This window comes from Pseudomonas sp. NPDC089406, from assembly GCF_044900265.1.
In the GTDB taxonomy this organism is placed as follows: Bacteria; Pseudomonadota; Gammaproteobacteria; order Pseudomonadales; family Pseudomonadaceae; genus Aquipseudomonas; species Aquipseudomonas fakonensis.
Genome location: NZ_JBJDNC010000075.1, coordinates 1 through 19416 on the forward strand (window position 1 = coordinate 1; position 19416 = coordinate 19416).

Genomic DNA, 19416 nt, shown 5'->3' on the forward strand with positions numbered 1-19416 from the left:
AGGGCGACCTGTCGATCGCCCTGCGCCTGCAAAGCCACCTGTTGATCAACCAGTGGCTGGGCAACACCGACCTTGGGCGCATGGTCGCGCTGCTGTGCGACAAGGGCTTCGATGCCATGCCCGCAGACAAGGCCCAGTGGCTGAACGGCATCGGCGAAACCGCCAGCGCCTTGCTGATGCACCTCTACACCCTGTTGCAGCAGCGTGTGGCCGGCCACCGCGCACCTTACCGTTACCTGGCCCACGACCCGCAACCGCTGGGCTCGCCCGACCACCGTACCTTGGCCGCCGACCAGCCGCGCATGCCCTGGCAGGACGTGCACAGCCGTGTCGAGGGGCCGTCGGTGTACGACCTGTCGCGCAACTTCATCGACCGCTGGAACGGTCAGCAGGCGTATCTTGCGCAAACCCCGACGCTGTACAAGACCGACGCCGTCATCGCCCTGATGGAATGGCTCAACCGCCTGGCCCGCGATGCCGGCATGCCGCACCACCTGGACCTCGCCGGCCACCTGCAACTGGACCTGCCGGCCCCAGAGCCGGTGTGGATCGACCAGCCCGAACAGTTGCCCACCCCGCCCGCCATTGCCCACGGCCAAGTGCAGGTACAGGTGCTGCGCAGCGCCTCGGCGGCGATGGCCGTGCAGGAGGCCAAGGGCCGCAGCCTGGCCAAGGTGCACCTGCCGCTGCCGCCTGGTATCAAGGCCCAGGGCATGCAGGACAACTGCAACAGCGCGATGCTGCAGGTGATCTCCAGTGCGCAGCATTTTCTGTACATCGAGAACCAGTTCTTCCAGAGCGCCTTTGGTGCGCAGGGCGAACTGAACGAGGGGCAGGATCTATCCGGGCCGATGGCCAGCCTGCGTGACCCCGGCACCCTGCGTGAGGATTTCGTCGTCCGGGTGAAACTGCGCGAGGCGCTGAAGGCCCAGGACTACGGGCTGATTGACTGGGTCGAACTGCAGGCCATCTGCAAGACCTACGGCGAGGAGGGGATGGCGTTCGCCGAGGCCCTGCAGGGCATGTGGACGCTGAATGCCCAAGGCTGGCTGAGCCACAAGCTGGGGCAGGAAAAGCCGCTGGAGAACAGCATTGCTGCCGCGCTGGCCGACCGCATCGGCCGGGCGATCTACGAAAACCGGCCGTTCCACGTGTACCTGGTATTGCCTGTTCACCCCGAGGGCAAGCTCGACGTACCTAATGTGATGCACCAGATCCACCTGACCATGCAGAGCCTGGTGTTCGGCGAACTGAGCCTGGTCAAGCGCATCCAGCGGCATATGGCGCTCAAGGCAATCATGGATTGCGGGAAGAGCCGGGAAGAAGCAGTGGATATCATCAAGTCCAAGGATGGCAAGGGACAGCCGGTGTATGCGCAGCAGGACTGGAGCCGCTACCTGACGCTGCTCAACCTGCGCACCTGGGGCTACCTGAAGCGCCGGGTGGTCACCGAGCAGATCTACGTGCACAGCAAGTTGATGATCGCCGACGACCGCGTGGCGATTCTGGGCAGTGCCAACATCAACGACCGCAGCCTGAACGGCCAGCGGGATTCGGAGCTGGCAGCGATCATTCGTGATACGCAACCGGTGAAGGCGAAACTGGACGGCAAGTATCCGCATACGGTGGGCAAGGCGGTGCATCAGTTGCGCGTGGACCTCTGGCGTAAACACTTCGGGCTCGACTTGCCGCCGGACGGGCCGGTGGCGCCGTTCACCGAGCTGGCAGATTGCCTGGATCAGCCGGCGGCAGAGCATGTGTGGCGGGCGATACAGGAACGGGCGCGGGCTAACAGTGAGGCTTACGAGACGGTGTTTAATTTCATTCCGCAAAGCAGGAGCCAGGTTCAAGTGATGAGTGAGGCGGCGGAAAAAAGGTATCTCGACGGTTTTCCGGCCTCCATCTGGCCTACCTGGACATATCGAGATGCCTTGGAGCTGGAATTGGGTGGTTATCTAAAAGAGCCCGCGCCTCACCAGGAGAATTTTTGGTTGAAAGGCGATCCAGATGCACCGATGGGCGTGACTGGCTTTATATGTGCACTGCCCGTGAAGTGGACAAAGGGTGAGGAAAGTAATTCGGGTTTCAATTTGACGATTCTCGCCAATCGTCAATCGCAGCAGGGGGCGGGAGACGTGGTGGCGCAGTCAGAGTCTCCGTTGCACAAGGGTCATCACTCATGAGGTGGCTGCAGTTTTTAATCGTGTTTTCTCCTTGCGTCTATGCTGCGGATGGTGAGCTAAAAGAGTGTATTGGGCGTTCTGTTTTTAATGTTCCAGAACCTGTTTCCTGGGCAACCTCCGATATTGAGAATTTTCGTATAGATGGGCCAGGATTCCCCATGTTCTCGAGGCGGGTCGGAGGAAATTCAGGTCACGTTAGGTACTCTGGAAGTTTGCGATACAAGGTGAGTATCGTCACAACACGTGATCACTTCGAAAATGCTCGTCAAATGGTGCTGTTGGATCATGAGGCATACGTCGAAAACCTGCGTCGTCGATTGAAAGTCGAGCAGGAGCGCTTGAGTACTTTGTCTGGTGGGCCTCACGGAAAAGCCATTGCACGGGCCAAAGAGGACGTTGCAAAGTTGCAAAATGATCTTGGGAGCGCTGGTATCCGTGAGTTTGATATCGGCCTCCCTGATGCTTATGTGTTCGGTAATCAATCGCCTTATGAGGCTTTTTTGTGGAGAAACAACCGAGTTTATTATTTTGCCTTTACGAAACCTGAGGCTAGTTCGCTTCAGGACGTCAAGAACCTGATGGCGCGCTTTGAACCTCGAGACAGCCATCAAATCCCCAAAGGCCCAGGTGTATGCATGCCCTACGGCTTCATCCATGACGACGGTCTTCCCACCTTCAGCATCAAGAGCAGCCTGCGTTTTGACAGCACGCCCAACGTGATCTTGAGCATTATCAATGCTTCCCCCGAATATGAGACCAAGCCTACCTTGGGTACTTACAACACCCACTACTACCCCGGCTACGACCGCCAGCGCTGGAAGAAGTCGAGCATCCTGCAGGCGATCGACCTCGGTGGGCGCAAGACCGTGCTCGAAGGCTGGCGCCTTGACCCGCGCCCAGGCTCCGGCGAAGAAGAGCGAGCCTGGTTTGCAACCGCCAACGTGGGCGGTCTACTGCGCCCCTTGCTGGCGGTGCACATGGAAACCTTCCCGAAAGGCACCGACGATCTGCAAACCCTGACCCCGCCCCCAGAAGAAGTGATCCCGAAGTTCTTGAAAATTACCGAAAGCCTGCGCGACCTGTAGCCTTGTCATCGGCAACGCCCATTCACCCGAAAAGGAACTTCGATGAACCTGCTCAAACGTTTTTACCAAGCTTTGCTGGCCGGCCTGCGCGAAGCAGGGTTGTGCTTCATGCTTGGCCTGCGCGACAGCCTCGCCCCTGGCCTTTTGCTGCGCTCGGCCGGCTGGTGCCTGCTGGTGACCTGCGCCTGCCTGTACCTCTACTACGAAAACTTTGCAGCCATCGCCGAGTTTTGCTTGAAGGTGTCCTTTTTTGCGGTGTTGGGAGTCGCCCAGTTAGCCGTCGCGCCGGCGGCTCCGGTCACCCCCGGGGTGTACGTCGACCCGTTCGTGCTGTTCAACAGCCTGGTGGGTATTGTGCAACTGGCGTTGTACATGGGGGCGTATTTCGTGGTGCTGATGTTCGTGCTGCTGCTGGCCATGGTGGTGCTCGGGCTGCGCCTGGTGGTGCACCTGGGGTTGTTGCGCACGGTTCGTGGGCGGGTGGTACGGGCTTACCCGGGCCTTTACGATCGCCTGCCGCAACCCGGCGAGTCGGCCTGGCGCGCGGCCCGCTACGACCCGGCCAAATGGCTGGGGCTGTCGTGGTGGACATTGCTGTCGCTGTTCATCCCGGTCTACAACGGCTTGCTGATCCTTCTGGCGCTGCCCTTTGTTCATGTCAGGCTGATGCTGGCATCGGCCATCGGCCCTTATGCGCAGGGTGCCGAAGTACTGGCCGTCGCCCGTAGCGGGCGGGTTGCGGCGCTGTTTCTGGGGGTGTTCAACCTGTTGCTGCTGTGCATACCGGTGCTGAACCTGATACTGCCGGCCACCCTGTGCAGTGGGGCCTGCCACCTTTACATGCGTGCGCTGCAGCGCCATCGGGCGCAGGTGCAGCTGGAGCCTGCCGGCGGCGTGGCTGTGGCCGCCCTCAAGGGCAAGGCCAGCGCTCACGCCTGACTTGCTCACCCACTGCGTGACCCGCGCAGGTATGCTGTGAGGGGCCCATCGGCTCACACCCCATCGCGGGGCAAGCCCGCTCCAACGTATCGCTCCCGGTAGCGGCTTTTTCTGTTTCAACACAAGGCAACGCTGTGACTTCCTCCGCTGCTCGTTTCCCCTCCAACCTGGCCATCGTCTGGCTCGGTGTTTTGCAAATTTTGGTCTGGGGCGGCTCGTTCTTCCTCATGGCGGTGATGGCCGCGCCCATCAGCCGCGACACCGGCTGGCCCAGCCAGTGGGTGTATGGCGCGTTGTCCCTGAGCCTGATGGTCGCTGCCTTGCTGGCACCGCTGTCGAGCCGCCTGATCGCCCGCTACGGCGGCCGCCCGCAACTGGCCGCCAGCGGCGCGGTGGTGGCGCTGGGGCTGTTGCTGATGGCGGCCAGCCACAGCCTTGGATGGTTTCTGGTGGCCTGGGCGGTGATCGGCGTGGGCATGGCCATGGGGCTGTACGAAGCGTTGTTCGCCACGCTTGGCGCGCTGTACGCAGACGGTGCGGGCCGGGCGATTACCGGGGTAACGCTGATTGCGGGCTTTGCCTCGACGCTGTCCTGGCCCACCGTGGCGCTGCTGATCGAGCAACTGGGCTGGCGCCAGGCCTGCGTGCTGTATGCGCTGGTACTGCTTTTGGTGGTGGCGCCGCTGTACTGGAAAGTGCTGCCGCCGGGTGGCCAGGTGGCCGGGCGCAAGAGTGCCAAGGGCGAGGAGGGCGTAGGCATCGACCGGCGCCTGTACCTGTTGCTGACCAGCATTTTCGCCATTGGCGCAATCATCATGACCGCCATCGCCGTGCAACTGGTGTCGGTGCTGCAGGGCATGGGCCATTCGCTGACGGCAGCCATTGGCCTGGCCGCGATGCTCGGCCCCAGCCAGGTGGCTTCGCGGGTGCTGCAGATACTGGTGGGGCAGCGCCACCCGATCTGGACCGCGCTGGCCTGGACCAGCCTGGTGCTGGCGGGCTTGCTGCTGGTGACCTTCGCGCCCATGGCCACCGCGGTGGGCCTGTTGATTTTCGGTTGTGGCAATGGCCTGCGCGCCATCGTGCGTGGCTTGTTGCCGCTGGCCATGCTGCCGCCGGCGCAGTACGTGCTGCTGATGGGGCGCATGTCGCGGCCGTCGCTGATTGGCCAGGCGCTGACGCCGCTGGTGGGCGGTTACCTGTTCGAACACCTGGGGGCGTATGGGGTGCTGTACAGCCTGATCGGGTTGGCGCTGGTGAACCTGGTGCTGGTGGTGATGGTGTTCAAGCGGGTGCGCGGGGCAGGTGTGGCTGCGCCCCCCTGATTGCGTCTCGCGTGGGAGCGGGCTTGCCCCGCGAAGGGCCCAGCGCGCCATCAAGCATCAGGCTACTCACGCGCTTTCACGCTCCACCAGCTCGCACCCCAGCAGGTTCAACCGCTGCACCTCACCTTCGCACGCCACCACCCCCACGTGCTGCAGCACCCGCAGCGCCGCCAGTTCGCCGATCTGCCGTGACGGTGGCCGCAAGGTGGTCAGGCTCGGCAGCAGCATTTCGGCGAACGCATAGTCGCCAAAACCCACCACCGCCATATCCTCCGGCAGGCGCAGCCCGGCGCGCTGCCCGGCCAGCAGGGCGCCGGCGGCGAGGTTGTCGTTGGCGAAGATGATTGCCTCGGGCCGCGGCGTGCGGCGGATCAGCGCCTCCATGGCCTGGCGCCCGGCCTCGAAGGGTGCGGTGCCTGCAGAGGGCACGAACACCCAGGGTTCCAGCCCGGCTTCGCGCATGCTCCGGGCATAGCCGTCGCGCCGCTCCAGGGCGCTGAAGTCACCGGCGGCGCTGTTTTGCACGAAGGCGATGCGCCGGTGGCCCTTGCCCAGCAGGTAGCGGCAGGCCTGCACACCCACCTGTTCGTGCAAAAAACCCACCTGCAGCGGTGCCCGTTCGGGCACGTAGTCCCAGATCTCCACAACCGGTACATCGGCCTCGGCCAGCATCTTTTCGGTGGCCGGGCTGTGGAAGTGGCTGGTCACTACCAGCGCCGCCGGCGACCAACCGAGAAAGGCACGCACTGCGCTTTCCTCTTGTTCCTCGCTGAAATAGCTGGAAGCCAGCAGCAACTGGTAGCCATGCCGGCCCAGGGTGTCGCTGACGGCCTGGATGGTTTGCGCGAAGATCGGCCCGGAGATGTTCGGGATGACCATGCCGACAATGCGCCCGCGCGCCGAGGCCAGGCCTCCGGCTACCAGGTTGGGGACGTAGCCCAGCTGCTGTACCGCGGCCTGGATGCGTTCGCGCAAGAGGGCGGTGACTTGTTCTGGCTGGTTGAAGTAGCGCGATACGCTGATGGCCGAAACCCCGGCCAGGCGGGCTACCTCGGCCAGGGTGACGCGGCCGGCGCCGCGGCGTTTGCGCGGGGTGTCGGGGGATGGGGGCACGGCAATTCTCCGGTCAGACAAAGTCTTGGGGGTATCCGCAGCCCCTGTGGGAGCGAGTTTACCCGCGAACACCGGCATCGCCGGTGCCATGCACCGCAGCGTCTGCTTCGCGGGTAAACCCGCTCCCACAGGGGCCAGTGCTGGCTCGAAAGCTGCGATGTTAGCGCTAACTTCATGTCTAATTGCAAATAGCCATATGGCATATACAGCTGACTTTTTAGTATTGGACCTGCTAACTGACAGGATTCAATACTTGCTCATGTTAGCGCTACCAAGCGCTGCTGTTGGCAAGCGCCTGCCACTCGCACGAGCGAGACCAGACAACCACAGCTTTTCCTTCCGTCTGGTCTTTCAAGGCAGTGAGCATCATGCAGACAAGCCGCATACCGTCGTTCCCCAACCTTCGCCGTGCGCCGCTGGCCACCGCAATACTGCTCACCACCCTGGGCGCCCAGGCGGCCGAGGCGCTGGAGCCTGCTGCCCTGGAGGCGGTGACCGTCACCGCCACCCGCCGCGAAGCGCCGCTGCAGAAGGTGCCGGTGGCCGTGTCGGTGGTCGACGGCGAGCAACTGGAACGCGACAACCGCAACAACGTCGCCAGCATCGTCCAGCAGGTCCCCACCCTCAACTACCGCGCTGGCGCTTCGAACAAAGACACCTCGCTGTTCATCCGCGGCGTGGGCACCATTTCTACCTCGCCGGGGGTCGAGCCCACCGTGGCCACGGTAGTGGATGGCGTAGTGTTCGGCCGCCCGGGTCAATCCACCCTGGACCTGCTCGACCTTGAACGCATCGAAGTGCTGCGCGGCCCGCAGGGCACGCTGTTCGGCAAGAACGCCTCGGCCGGGGTGCTCAATGTGGTCAGCAAGGCCATCCCCGAGCAGACCCATGGCTATGTGGACTATTCGCACTTTGGCGGCGGTGACGAGAACCGCCTGCGCTTCGGCATCGGCGGGCGCCTGAGCGAGCAGCTCAAGGGCTCGCTGAGCACGCTGTGGGGCGACTACGACGGCAATGTCGAAAACCTCGCCAATGGCCACGACGTCAATGGCTACGAGCGCAAGGGCGTGCGCGGCAAACTGGAGTTCGAACCCAGCGAAGCGCTGCGCCTGACCTTGATCGCCGATTACATGAAAGGCGAGGACACCCTGCCCAGCGGGGTGGTAACCAAAGCCAGCGCAGCCTTTACCAACCAGCTCGGCGGCGTGGTGCCCAGCGCCCACAACCGCGATATCAGCAGCGACTTCAAGACCCATGTCGAAGACGAAAACCAAGGCCTGTCGGCACAGCTTGACTGGCAACTGGGCGACTACACCCTGACCTCCATCAGCGCCTGGCGCGGCTGGGACAACACCCAGTACCAGGACGGCGACCGCCGCGCGCTGTTGCCGCTGACCGCCTCCCACGACAAGGGCACGGTGGACTACGACCAGTACAGCCAGGAGTTTCGCCTGACCTCGCCCAAGGGCCAGTTCAACGAGTACGTGCTCGGCGCCTTCTACATGCACGGCACCTCGAAGGAGGTGTACCAGCGCCTGTCGGTCAATGGCGGCGTTGCCAGCAACGGGCGCGCCGACTACTCCACCACCAACGACAGCGTGGCGCTGTTCGGCGAGAACACCTTCAACTTCACCGACGATTTGCGCGCCATTTTCGGTTTGCGCTGGACCCACGACGACCTCGAATACGACCACCGCCGGGTATCCACTTCGGCCACCGCGGTCACCGGCATCCAGCCCTCGACTGCCAGCAGCGGCTCGGTGGACGAAGACGGCTGGAGCGGCCGCACCGGCCTGCAATACGACTTCAACGACAACCTCACCGGCTACGTCACCTATTCGCGCGGTTACAAGGGCCCGGCCTACAACGTGTTCTTCAACATGCAGCCGCGCGATACCGGCGCGCTCAAGCCGGAAACCTCCGACGCCTATGAGGTGGGCCTGAAGAGCAGCGCGCTGGACAACCGCCTGGTGGCCAACCTTGCGGTGTTCCATACCGACTACGACGACTACCAGGCCAACTTCTTCGACACCGTGGCCAACCAGGTAGTGACCCGCCTGGTCAACGCCGGCAAGGTGAAGACCCAGGGCGTGGAGCTGGACGCCAGCTTCCAGGCCACCCGCCAGCTCAAGCTGTCGGCGGCCGTGGCCTACACCAAAGCGCGGGTCGACCACTTCAACTGCCCGGTCGGGGCGGCGGCCAACTGCAACATCGACGGCGGCCGCCTGCCGTTCACCCCGGACTGGAAAAGTTACCTGCGCGCCGACTACAGCATCCCGCTGGACAACGGCCTGGACCTGGAACTGTCCAGCGACTACAGCTGGCAGGACGCAGTGCAGTTCAGCCTCGACCAGAACCCCGACACCGTACAGGGCGCCTACGGCATCTGGAACGCCAGCATTGCCCTGGCCGACTACAACGACGGCTGGCGCGTGGCGTTGCTGGGCAAGAACCTGGGAGACAAGTCGTACGCGCAGATGCTGGCCAGCGGCGGCGACTACATCTACCGCGCCGTGCCGCGGGATGACGGGCGCTATTTCGGCGTGCAGTTGCGCAAGGATTTCTGACCGTTACGACCCTGTCGCGGGGCAAGCCCGCTCCCACGGACCGGCGTGGGGGCGGGCTTGCCCCGCGATATGGCCCGACCTGCCCTACACGATTGAGGGGAACCACCATGACCACCCGCCAACTCAGCCTCGGCGCCTTCCTGATGGCCACCGGGCACCACGTCGCGGCCTGGCGCCACCCGGATGTGCCCGCCGACCCGCTGGATTTCAGCGTCTACCGGCGCGCGGCGCAGATCGCCGAAAACGCCTGCTTCGATGCGCTGTTCGTCGCCGACAGCGTGGCCGCACCCAACGATGCCCTGGCCAGTCACAGCGCCCGCTCGGTGTACTTCGAACCGCTCACCCTGTTGTCGGCGCTGAGCGCGGTGACCGAGCGCATCGGCCTGGTCGCCACCGCCACCACCAGCTACAACGAGCCCTACCACGTGGCGCGCAAGTTCGCCTCCCTCGATCACCTGTCGGGCGGGCGTGCCGGCTGGAACCTGGTCACCTCCGATGCGGCCGCCGAGGCCGGCAACTTTGGCCGCGCTGCGCACATTCCCCATGCCGAGCGCTACGCCCGCGCCCGGGAGTTCCAGCAAGTGGTGCAGGGCCTGTGGGACAGCTGGGCGGACGACGCCTTCGTGCGCGACAAGGCCAGCGGCGCGTTCTACCGCCCAGGCGGCGTGCGTGCCCTTGGCCATACCGGCGAGCACTTTCGCGTGCAGGGCCCGCTGAACGTTGCCCGCTCACCCCAGGGGCGGCCGGTGCTGGTGCAGGCGGGGTCGTCTGAAACCGGCCGTGAGCTGGCGGCCGAAAGCGCCGAGGTGGTGTTTACCGCCCAGCCATCGCTGGCCCGCGGCCAGGCGTTCTACGCTGACCTCAAGGGGCGCCTGGGCCGGTACGGGCGCGGCGAAGACGACCTGAAGATCATGCCCGGTGTGTACGTGGTGGTTGGCCGCAGCGAGGCCGAAGCCCAGGACAAAGCCGAGCAGTTCCAGGCGCTGGTCGACCCGCGCGTGGGCGTGGCGTTGCTCGGGCGCATGCTGGGCAACTTCGACCTGTCGGGTTACCCGCTGGATGGCCCGCTGCCCGAGCTGCCGCCCACCGAAGACGGCCAGCGCAGCCGCCAGCAACTGCTTACCGAGCTTGCCGGCAGCGAACGCCTGACCCTGGCCCAGCTCGGCCAGCGCATCGCCGGCGGGCGCGGGCACTTCAGCCTGGTCGGCACCCCGGTACAGATCGCCGACCAGTTGCAGGCGTGGTTCGAGGGCCGCGCCGCCGACGGTTTCAACATTCTGGTGCCGCACCTGCCGCTGGGGCTTGAGGATTTCGCCCTGCAGGTGGTGCCCGAGCTGCAACGCCGCGGGCTGTTCCGCACGCAGTATCAGGGCCGCACCTTGCGCGAGCACCTGGGCCTGCTACGCCCGGCCAACCCACACTTCACCTGAAACAGCCCCCTGTAGGAGCCGGCTTGCCGGCGATGGCGTCAGTTCGGACAACGCTGTTGCCCAGGCGGGCCCCATCGCCGGCAAGCCGGCTCCTACAGCCATCAAGGAATCAGCATGACTTACATAGCCAACCCCGAACGCTACACCCACATGCCGTACCGCCGCGTCGGCCGCAGCGGCCTGGTGCTGCCGGCCCTGTCCCTGGGCCTGTGGCACAACTTCGGCGACGCCACGCCCCTCGACACCCAGCGCGCCTTGCTGCGCACCGCCTTCGATGCCGGCATCAACCATTTCGACCTCGCCAACAACTACGGCCCGCCCTATGGCAGCGCCGAAAGCAACTTCGGCCGCCTGCTGCGTCAGGACCTGCATGCTCACCGCGACGAGCTGATCATCTCCAGCAAGGCCGGCTGGGACATGTGGCCCGGGCCTTACGGGCAGGGCGGCAGCTCGCGCAAATACCTGCATGCCAGCCTCGACCAGAGCCTCAAGCGCCTGGGGCTGGACTACGTCGACATCTTCTACTCGCACCGTTTCGACCCGGATACGCCGCTGCAAGAAACCGCCATCGCCCTGGCTGACATCGTGCGCCAGGGCAAGGCGCTGTATATCGGCATCTCGTCGTACTCGGCAGGCAAAACCCGGGAAATTGCCGGATTGCTGGATGAGCTGAAGGTGCCGCTGCTGATCCACCAGCCGTCCTACAACCTGTTCAACCGCTGGATCGAACGCGACCTGCTGGCCACAACCGACGAGGTCGGTGCCGGAGTGATCGTGTTCACCGCGCTGGCCCAGGGGCTGCTCAGCGACAAGTACCTGAATGGCATCCCGGCCGACGCCCGGGTCAACCGCGCCGGTGGCGGTTCGCTGTTGCCCAGGCACCTGAGCGAAGCCAACCTGGCACGCGCCCGGGCGCTGAACGACATTGCCCGGCGCCGTGGCCAGAGCCTGGCCCAGTTGGCCCTGGCCTGGACCCTGCGCGATGCGCGGGTGAGCTCGGCGTTGATCGGCGCCAGCCGCCCCGAGCAGATCACCGAGAACGTCGCTGCCCTGGACAACCTGGCCTTCACGCCTGAGGAACTGGCCGAGATCGACCGGTATGCCGTGGAAGGCGGGGTCAACCTGTGGGAAAAACCCTCGACCGACTGGAAGGAGTGAGCCATGGCTTTCATGCGTATTGCCCTGTTGTTGCTGGCGGTAGTGGCCGGCGGCGCCCAGGCAGTCGAACCGCCCAGCCTGCGCATCGGCTACCAGAAGGGCTCGATCAGCCTGGTGCTGGCCAAGCAGCACCGTCTGCTGGAGCAGCGTTTCCCGGCCACCCAGGTTGAGTGGATCGAGTTCCCGGCAGGCCCGCAGATGCTCGAAGCGCTGAACATCGGCAGCCTGGATATCGGCGGCACCGGTGACATACCGCCGATTTTCGCCCAGGCAGCCGGTGCCGACCTGTTGTACATCGGTGCCGAGCCCGCCAAGCCCCAGGCTGAGGTGATTTTGGTGGGCAAGGACAGCCCGATCACCTCGGTGGCGGCGCTCAAGGGCAAGCGCATTGCCCTGCAAAAGGGCTCCAGTGCCCACAACCTGGTGCTGCGCGCACTGGCCCGCGAAGGCCTGAACATGGCCGACGTGCAGCCGGTGTACCTGGCCCCGGCCGACGCCCGCGCGGCATTCGAGGGTGGCCGTGTGGATGCCTGGGCGATCTGGGACCCGTTCTATTCGGCCATCGAACTGGAGGGCAAGGCGCGGCTGTTGGCCGACGGGCAGGGGCTGGGGCTGATCGGGCCGTTCATGCTCGGAGCGCGGGGTTATGTGCAGGCACATCCGCAGTTTGTCAGTGAAATGCTGGCCGAGATCACCCGGGCCGAGGCGCTGACCCGCAGCGACGAGGCGGGCAGCATCGAGGTGCTGGCAAGTTTCATGGGCTTGTCCGAAGCCGTGGTACGGCGCAGCTTCACCCACCGCCCGGCATCACCGGTGTTGCCGGTGAGCGACGAAATCGTGGCCGCGCAGCAAAAGACCGCGCAGTTGTTCTTCGACAACCGCGTACTGCCCAAGCCGGTGGATATCCGCGCAGCGGTCTGGCATCGCCCCTAGACATCGGGCCCTGTAGGAGATCACCCAGCCCTTTCGGGCTGCGCTGTCGCGCAGAGAACTATGGCCGCAAGCGCGCCCCCGTCACCTGTGGGAGCGGCTTTAGCCGCAAAGCAGGCACCGCGCTAGATGGCACCGGCTTCGCCGGTGTTCGCGGCTGAAGCCGCTCCCACAGAACTTTCGTTAAATCAACGAGTGGTGATTTGTTCCATAGGCGCCCACTCAGCCCCGTGGGTTGCGCTGTCACGCAGGGAACTACGGCCGCAAGCGCGCCCCGTCACCTGTGGGAGCGGCTTTAGCCGCGAAGCAGGCACCGCGCTAGATGGCACCGGCTTCGCCGGTGTTCGCGGCTGAAGCCGCTCCCACAGAATCTTCGTTAAATCAACGAGTGGTGATTTGTTCCATAAGAGCGGGCTTGCCCGCGATCACCGGCAAAGCCGGTGCCATCATGCTACGTAGTGGATCCATTCTGCCCCACGAAAACCCCGTGCGTTTCGTCAAAGCTTGAGTACAATCATCGGCTTTTTCGGCCCTATATCCTGGGCTGTTCGTGGAAGCCCCCATGCTGACCGGTAGTTACTCCTCCTCGCTGGTGTTGATCTCGCTGTGCGTGGCCATCCTTGCCTCTTATACCGCCCTCGACCTTACCGGCCGCATCGCCACGGCCAAGGGGCGGGCGGTCCACTTGTGGATGGTGGGCGGCGCGCTGGCCATGGGCATTGGCGTGTGGTCGATGCACTTTATCGGCATGCTCGCCTTCAGCCTGCCGATCAGCCTGGGCTACGACACCATGCTGACGGCGCTGTCGCTGCTGATTGCGGTACTGTCCTCGGGCTTTGCCCTGTGGCTGGTGAGCCAACCGAAACTGCCCTGGTTGCAGTTGGGGTTCGGCGCACTGGTGATGGGCAGCGGCATTGCCTGCATGCACTACACGGGCATGGCGGCGCTGCGCATGCAGCCAGGCATCGATTACGACCCGGCGCTGTTCGGCGCGTCGCTCGCCATAGCGGTGGGTGCCTCGGCGGCGGCGCTGTGGATTGCTTTCCGCCTGCGCCGGCAGACGCCCTATGTGCGGCAGATTCGTGGCGTGGCTGCGGTGGTGATGGGGGTGGCCATCGTCGGCATGCACTACACCGGCATGGCTGCAGCCAACTTCCCCGAGGGCAGCTTCTGCGGAGCATTGCCCAATGGCCTGGCCGGTGACGGGCTGGATTATCTGGTACTGATCACCACCCTGGCCGTGCTCTCGGTGGCGCTGCTTACCTCGGTGCTGGATGCCCGCCTGGAGGCTCGCACCGCCGAGCTTGCGCGCTCGCTGACCCTGGCCAACCAGGAGCTGACCCAGTTGGCGCTGCACGACACCCTCACTGGCTTGCCCAACCGCACGCTGCTGGCTGACCGCATCGACCAGGCCATGGGCCGGATTGCCGAACAGGGCGGTTGCTTTGCGCTGATGTTCATCGACCTGGACGGTTTCAAGCCGGTCAACGATGCCTTTGGCCACCACGTTGGCGACCAGTTGCTCAAGGCCGTGGCAACGCGTTTGCGCGGGCACCTGCACAGCCAGGACACCCTGGCGCGTATCGGCGGTGACGAATTCGTGTTGCTGGTGGAGCTGCAGGAGCCGGACGACGCCATGGGCGTGGCGGTCAAGCAGGTCAACCTGGTGTCCAGGCCGTTCCGTGTGGCCGAGCACGACCTGCAGTTGTCGGCCAGCGTGGGCATCGTGATGTACCCGGGCAACGGCCTGGACCAGCAGGAGCTGCTGCGCAACGCCGACGCCGCCATGTACCACGCCAAGAGCGCCGGTAAGAACGGCTACAGCTTCTTCGACGCCTCGATGAACAGCAACGCCCGCCAGCAACTGCAACTGCTGCAGGACTTGCGCGCGGCACTGGAGCAGGGGCAGTTCCGCCTGCATTACCAGCCCAAGTTCGGCGCCGTCGCGCGCCAGCCGATCGGTGCCGAGGCGCTGTTGCGCTGGGAGCACCCCCAGCACGGCCTGATGCTGCCGGACCGGTTCATTGGCCTTGCCGAGAAGACCGGCCTGATCATCCCCATTGGCGAGTGGGTGCTGGCCGAAGCCTGCCGGCAGATGCGCCAGTGGATGGACCTGGGCCATGCTGATTGGCGCATTGCGGTCAACCTGTCGGCCATTCAGTTCTGCCATGCCGGGCTGGTCGACAGCGTGGCCCGGGCGTTGAACGACAATGGCCTGCCGGCCAACCGGCTGACCCTGGAAATCACTGAAACCACCGCCATGCGCGATGCCGACGCCAGCCTTACAGTGCTGCAGCGCTTGTCTGACATGGGGGTGGACCTGTCCATCGATGATTTCGGTACTGGCTATTCCAGCTTGATGTACCTCAAGCGCCTGCCGGCCAACGAATTGAAGATCGACCGTGGCTTTGTGCGTGACCTGGAGCAGGACAGCGACGATGCCGCGATCGTCTCGGCCATCGTCGCCCTGGGGCAGGCGCTGGGGCTGCGGATTGTCGCCGAAGGCGTGGAAACCGACCGCCAGCAGGACTTCCTGACCCGTTTGGGGTGCGATTCGTTGCAGGGCTACCTGCTCGGGCAGCCGGTGCCGGCCGAGGAGTTCATGAACAAGCTCAGAACCGCCAGGCAGGCTGCCGAACTCAAGGGTTGAGACGGTAGCCGCCTCCGGGCGTACCTTCGTGCAAGGCAGCCTGAAGGTCATCATAAAGGCTGTTGCCCTCCTGGGCGCTTAGGGACCTTGAGCTGTCTCGCAGGACTATGCCCAGCAGGACATTTTCCTGTCCGGCGAGCAGCCCCAGGCGTTCCCGAGCCACCGCTGGCAGCTCTGCCTCGGCCCAGCGTCCCTTGACTGTCACTTCTTCTATCCAGTTTGCACGAGCACCTGCGGCCGCAAGGATCCTTTCTGTAATGGCCTCCTCGCTAAGCCCCGGGGACAGGGCAAGCGACATGTCGCGTCGTGTCGAGGGCAGGCGTGACACCGGCTTCCATGGCAACAAATCTTGCATTTGAGCTTGCACCCTTGGGTGGGGGTCTCGCAGCAAGCGGATGTCAGGGATGCCTTTTCGCAGCATGACAAGGCGGTCCAGGCCCATTCCAAGGGCGAGCCCCCCATGCCGGTGCGGATCAATAGCCAGTCGTTGCAGCAGCGACTTTGCGATCATGCCGCACTCAAGTACCTCTACCGGTTGCTCTGGGGCCAGTGCATTCACTTCGATGCCCGCTTCGGTGTAGTGATGAGGGCTGTCCTGATGGACCCAGGCCATGTTCGGTATCGCACAGGCGAGCACATCGCGTACCAGTTCCAACAGCAGGGCGCTGTTCGCTTCCTCTGGATCGCACAGTACCCACACATCCATCTGGTGCGGTTCGGCGCAGTGCCAACGATCACGCGTATCGCGACGGAAAGTGATACCGGGTGAGGCTATCAGCACCCGTTCGCCAGTGCGTCGCTGGCGGGCGGCTTGCTGCAGCGCGGCGGGAATGCAGCTGGTGGTCTGGGTGCGTAACAGTGTTTTTTCCGAAACCCAGCGGGTATGGGCGCTGCCCAGAGTGACTTCGTCATTGGCGTAACCGAGCAGGCCATAGTTCTCCTCGGCGCTGACGATGCGGGGCCCGGTGACCAATGACGCCTCTGGCCAGCCCAGCTTGCTGATGCCGTCGAGCACTTGATCAAGCAGAAGCCTTATTGCATGGGGTGGGTGAGTATTGGCGGTGAGGTCGGCAATTTCGAGTGCGCTCTGGATTTTAGTTTGTGGGGTCAAGGTTTTGCTATTCATGGTTCTGCCCATACTTGAAGATCGCCGAAACTTAGTTGGCTGAGGGCAAGCGCGCAATAGCAGATCTAAAATTAGGAAGCGTCTGTAAGAATTACCTTTCGGAACGTTCTTACAAAGAAAATATTGCGAGTATGGTTCCGGTATTTTTCACGGGCTTGTTACATTTTTCTCTTGTAATTGCCCCTGGGTGTTAATAAAAATTTCGCTGCGCCGATTGGGCGTATATTCGGAAAGGAGTATTTATGAGCCACGATACAGACACTCGCCTAAACCGGCTCGTAGCCGGTCCCGGAAATTTTGGTTGGGCGCCGCTGGTGTGGGCAGACCCTGAAAATTGACCTGAGGTAAAGCAGGGTGAGGCGCCGCACTCTGCTTGGGAGGCCGCATGAAATATTGTGATGTTTCTCTTCGTTGGGCATCATCACGGAGTTGTCTTGTTGTCACGGACTCCGTGGAACTTATCGAGAAGCTTGAAAAGCGACAGCGGGAGGCGATTAGCTTATGGGAGTTGGAGTCTCTGCCTGATAAAAGCATCGTACTGACATTCTCCAAGGAGGCTTCGCGCAGAACCTTCGAGATCGCCAGACATGAAGGCCTGGGGCGAAGCGTATTTTGTGCGCTGCACGTGTTCGAGGCTTCGATTGAGCACGCAGAATATCTTTTAGATAGAATCGCAAATTCTGACTTCGACCTGGCAGTTTCACGGCAAGAACCGTTGCTGGCGTTTCTGAACTCAGCCAGAGCGTTCAAGGTTTTTTACGACGGGCAACGTGTTGGTGTACTGTCGCTGAGTGAGGGGGCTACCCCATTTGCAACGCTCCGCCAGGATCTCGAGCCGACATTCATAAAATCGGCCGCGGAGTTCTTCGAGATCCATTACGCACATACGCGCCGAGACGCGCCTTGTGAATTTTCATTTACGGGTGTTTTGAGAGTGGCGGGCATCTTGGTCGCCGCAAGAAATGAAGACGTTGAAGGCTATTCTGAACTGCGCGCAGGGCTGAATAATGTTATTGCGCTGGTCGCCAAAAACAGCGCGGTCGCAACTGTGAAATCAAATCGATTGGTCTCATTTGTCGTAGGTGAGTGCGACTATATCCGCTTGATGGAGCGAGCGGCAGGTGTTAGAGGAAGCGGACTCACAGAGTTTGCCGTGGGCGTCAATGAGGAGGCCAGTGGTTTACTGGATTACACTAAAAACTCTCAGCTTAATGAGGGTGTGGCTGGCCTGCATATTGCTCTGGGTGATGGAAGTACCGGGCTGCATATTGACTTATTATGCCCAGGTCATGACCTGAAATGCAGCGACTTGTAAAGCTCTGGCGGCTGATTGATACCGCCGCCAAACAGTTCATTATCAGCGCGTTGGCAGCTAAGCGAGTGCAGCCAGCATCTATTAAGCCATCGCACTCAATGAGTTATTCAAATTGAACAGCGCAGAAATCGATGTGATTTTCAAACCACGTCTTGTAGAAAAGGTGCGGAGAGGTTGAATGTATCCATCTCGGCTTCCACCGCTTCGATGATCCGTTCCACATCGGTAGCGGCCATGATCGCAGCGCAGGGGATGCCGGCGACCGCCAGCAGGGTTTCGCCGGTGGCCCGGTCGAACAGCCGGGCGACCATGCTGCGTGGCGCATCCATGGTGGCTTCGAAGCCCAGTGGATGGAAATGCCAACGCATCACCTGGCAGGCGTTGGGGAACGTCATCTTGTTCATGCCAGCCTCCTTGTTCATGCCTTGAACGCGGTGATTCGACAGTGGAACCGCATGGCCGTACCTGGCCGTCGGGAACCTAACCATAGCAGTTGCCTTGGGCACGATCCGGGGAAAATATGACAAATGTGCTAATGCATGACTTTGGTCACACCGCTGTCATGGTTGGGCGCAGGCGTGCCAGGGCCGGGCAAACGTTTTCCGGCTGGGTTCTGGGCTGGGGTTCTTTATAGGGGTTTCGGACCGGCGGTAGCCGCGTTCGCTTAGCCGAGCAAGCCGGCTGCGATGTTGATGGTGAAGCCCAGGATTGCCGTATTGAACACGAACCCCACCAGCGAGTGCGCGAGCACCACACGACGCATGGCACGCCCGCCGATGCCGACGTCCGAGGTCTGTACCGCGACGCTGATGGTGAACGACACGTAGTGAAAGTCCCAGTAGTCGGGGTTGCGTTCGCCGTCGGCGAAGCGCAGGGGTGGTTCGTGGCGGTCGCCGGTGTAGAACAGGCGGGCGTAGTGCAGGCTGAAGATGCAGCCGATCAGCAGCCAGGAACCGGCTACGGTCAGGCCGGTGTACAGGTAGTGCAGGGCTAGGGCGCTGCCTTCCAGGCCGCGGCTCGACACCAGTTGCAGGGTTACCGCGGCCAGGCTGGCGATGGCGGCGACGCTGACGGTGATCAGCACCAGGGCGGCGTTCTCGTCCTCGACCCGGGCGACCTTGCGTACTTTGTCGGCGGTGGCCCGCAGGCTTAGCCACAGGACCATGACCAGGTACAGCCAGACGCCGATGTTCCAGCCGGTGAGGATGTGTTGCACGGGGTCGGCGGCGGGGATCAGCCAGGCGCCGATCAGGCCGGACAGGGTGGCGATGATCAGGCGGGGGTGGGTATGGGTCAGGTGGTGGAGGGCCATGCTGCCTTGTCGTTTCTTTTTTAGGGGGGTGTTGCAACTGTAGACCATGGTGGGGGTTTGGATTGTTTCGGGGCGTAGTTGGTCATGATGTTGAACTGTTGAACTGTTGAACTGTTGAACTGTTGAACTGTTGAACTGTTGAACTGGTTTTGGTTGGTTTTGATAGTTGTATGCGCATTCATTATTTGTAGTGACGCTTATTCACCTTTCCGCCCTTACGGCGGCTCACTTTTTGAAGCATCAAAAAGTAAGCAAAAAATGCTCGCTCCATTCATCCGGCCCC

14 protein-coding genes are annotated in these 19416 nt (G+C 62.9%); 10 read left to right on the forward strand and 4 right to left on the reverse strand.

Annotation, left to right across the window (positions count from 1 at the left end):
- From ACI2KK_RS28475 to ACI2KK_RS28490, 4 genes are all read left to right on the forward strand, one after another.
- Positions 1–2183 (forward strand): phospholipase D-like domain-containing protein (locus ACI2KK_RS28475; protein WP_404671579.1); only part of this gene is annotated, 2183 nt, incomplete at its 5' end.
- Positions 2184–2407: 224 nt separating this feature from the next.
- Entirely contained in the window at positions 2408–3268 is an 861-nt protein-coding gene (locus ACI2KK_RS28480; RefSeq protein ID WP_404671580.1) for a hypothetical protein, read from the forward strand.
- A 42-nt stretch (positions 3269–3310) separates the two neighbouring features.
- The gene (locus ACI2KK_RS28485) at positions 3311–4207 is read left to right on the forward strand and encodes a hypothetical protein (protein ID WP_404671581.1); all 897 of its coding nucleotides are present in this window, start codon (positions 3311–3313) and stop codon (positions 4205–4207) included.
- 134 nt (positions 4208–4341) lie between these two features.
- A complete protein-coding gene (locus ACI2KK_RS28490) occupies positions 4342–5532 on the forward strand; it encodes an MFS transporter (RefSeq protein WP_404671582.1) in 1191 nt (396 codons plus the stop codon).
- Positions 5533–5598: 66 nt separating this feature from the next.
- On the opposite strand, the gene ACI2KK_RS28495 is transcribed toward ACI2KK_RS28490, so the two are convergent.
- Positions 5599–6645 (reverse strand): LacI family DNA-binding transcriptional regulator, encoded by a 1047-nt coding sequence (locus ACI2KK_RS28495; protein ID WP_404671583.1) that lies wholly within the window; start codon positions 6643–6645, stop codon positions 5599–5601.
- 368 nt (positions 6646–7013) lie between these two features.
- Here ACI2KK_RS28495 and ACI2KK_RS28500 point away from each other — a divergent pair, with 368 nt between their 5' ends.
- The 5 genes from ACI2KK_RS28500 (at position 7014) to ACI2KK_RS28520 (ending at position 15380) form a co-directional block, all read left to right on the forward strand.
- Complete coding sequence (locus tag ACI2KK_RS28500; RefSeq protein ID WP_404671584.1) at positions 7014–9212, forward strand: TonB-dependent receptor; 2199 nt, start codon at positions 7014–7016, stop codon at positions 9210–9212.
- Positions 9213–9319: 107 nt separating this feature from the next.
- Positions 9320–10642, forward strand: a complete 1323-nt coding sequence (locus ACI2KK_RS28505) for an LLM class flavin-dependent oxidoreductase (protein WP_404671585.1) — start codon at positions 9320–9322, stop codon at positions 10640–10642.
- A 114-nt stretch (positions 10643–10756) separates the two neighbouring features.
- The gene (gene mgrA / locus ACI2KK_RS28510) at positions 10757–11800 is read left to right on the forward strand and encodes an L-glyceraldehyde 3-phosphate reductase (RefSeq protein WP_404671586.1); all 1044 of its coding nucleotides are present in this window, start codon (positions 10757–10759) and stop codon (positions 11798–11800) included.
- Between the two features lie 12 nt (positions 11801–11812).
- Complete coding sequence (locus ACI2KK_RS28515) at positions 11813–12733, forward strand: aliphatic sulfonate ABC transporter substrate-binding protein (RefSeq protein WP_404671592.1); 921 nt, start codon at positions 11813–11815, stop codon at positions 12731–12733.
- Between the two features lie 559 nt (positions 12734–13292).
- On the forward strand, positions 13293–15380 hold the full coding sequence (locus ACI2KK_RS28520; RefSeq protein ID WP_404671587.1) for a putative bifunctional diguanylate cyclase/phosphodiesterase: 2088 nt from the start codon (positions 13293–13295) through the stop codon (positions 15378–15380).
- Here the strand turns inward: ACI2KK_RS28520 and ACI2KK_RS28525 are convergent.
- Entirely contained in the window at positions 15370–16506 is a 1137-nt protein-coding gene (locus ACI2KK_RS28525) for a hypothetical protein (RefSeq protein ID WP_404671588.1), read from the reverse strand. The two genes, ACI2KK_RS28520 and ACI2KK_RS28525, sit on opposite strands and share 11 nt — an antisense overlap.
- 451 nt (positions 16507–16957) lie before the next feature.
- On the opposite strand from ACI2KK_RS28525, the gene ACI2KK_RS28530 reads away from it, so the two are divergent.
- The gene (locus ACI2KK_RS28530) at positions 16958–17821 is read left to right on the forward strand and encodes a hypothetical protein (protein WP_404671589.1); all 864 of its coding nucleotides are present in this window, start codon (positions 16958–16960) and stop codon (positions 17819–17821) included.
- Between the two features lie 140 nt (positions 17822–17961).
- On the opposite strand, the gene ACI2KK_RS28535 is transcribed toward ACI2KK_RS28530, so the two are convergent.
- Entirely contained in the window at positions 17962–18225 is a 264-nt protein-coding gene (locus tag ACI2KK_RS28535) for a DUF1652 domain-containing protein (protein WP_404671590.1), read from the reverse strand.
- 260 nt (positions 18226–18485) lie between these two features.
- Positions 18486–19133 carry a DUF1345 domain-containing protein gene (locus tag ACI2KK_RS28540; protein WP_404671591.1) on the reverse strand — a complete coding sequence of 216 codons (648 nt, stop codon included), beginning with the start codon at positions 19131–19133 and terminating at the stop codon, positions 18486–18488.
- Between the last annotated feature and the right edge of the window lie 283 nt (positions 19134–19416).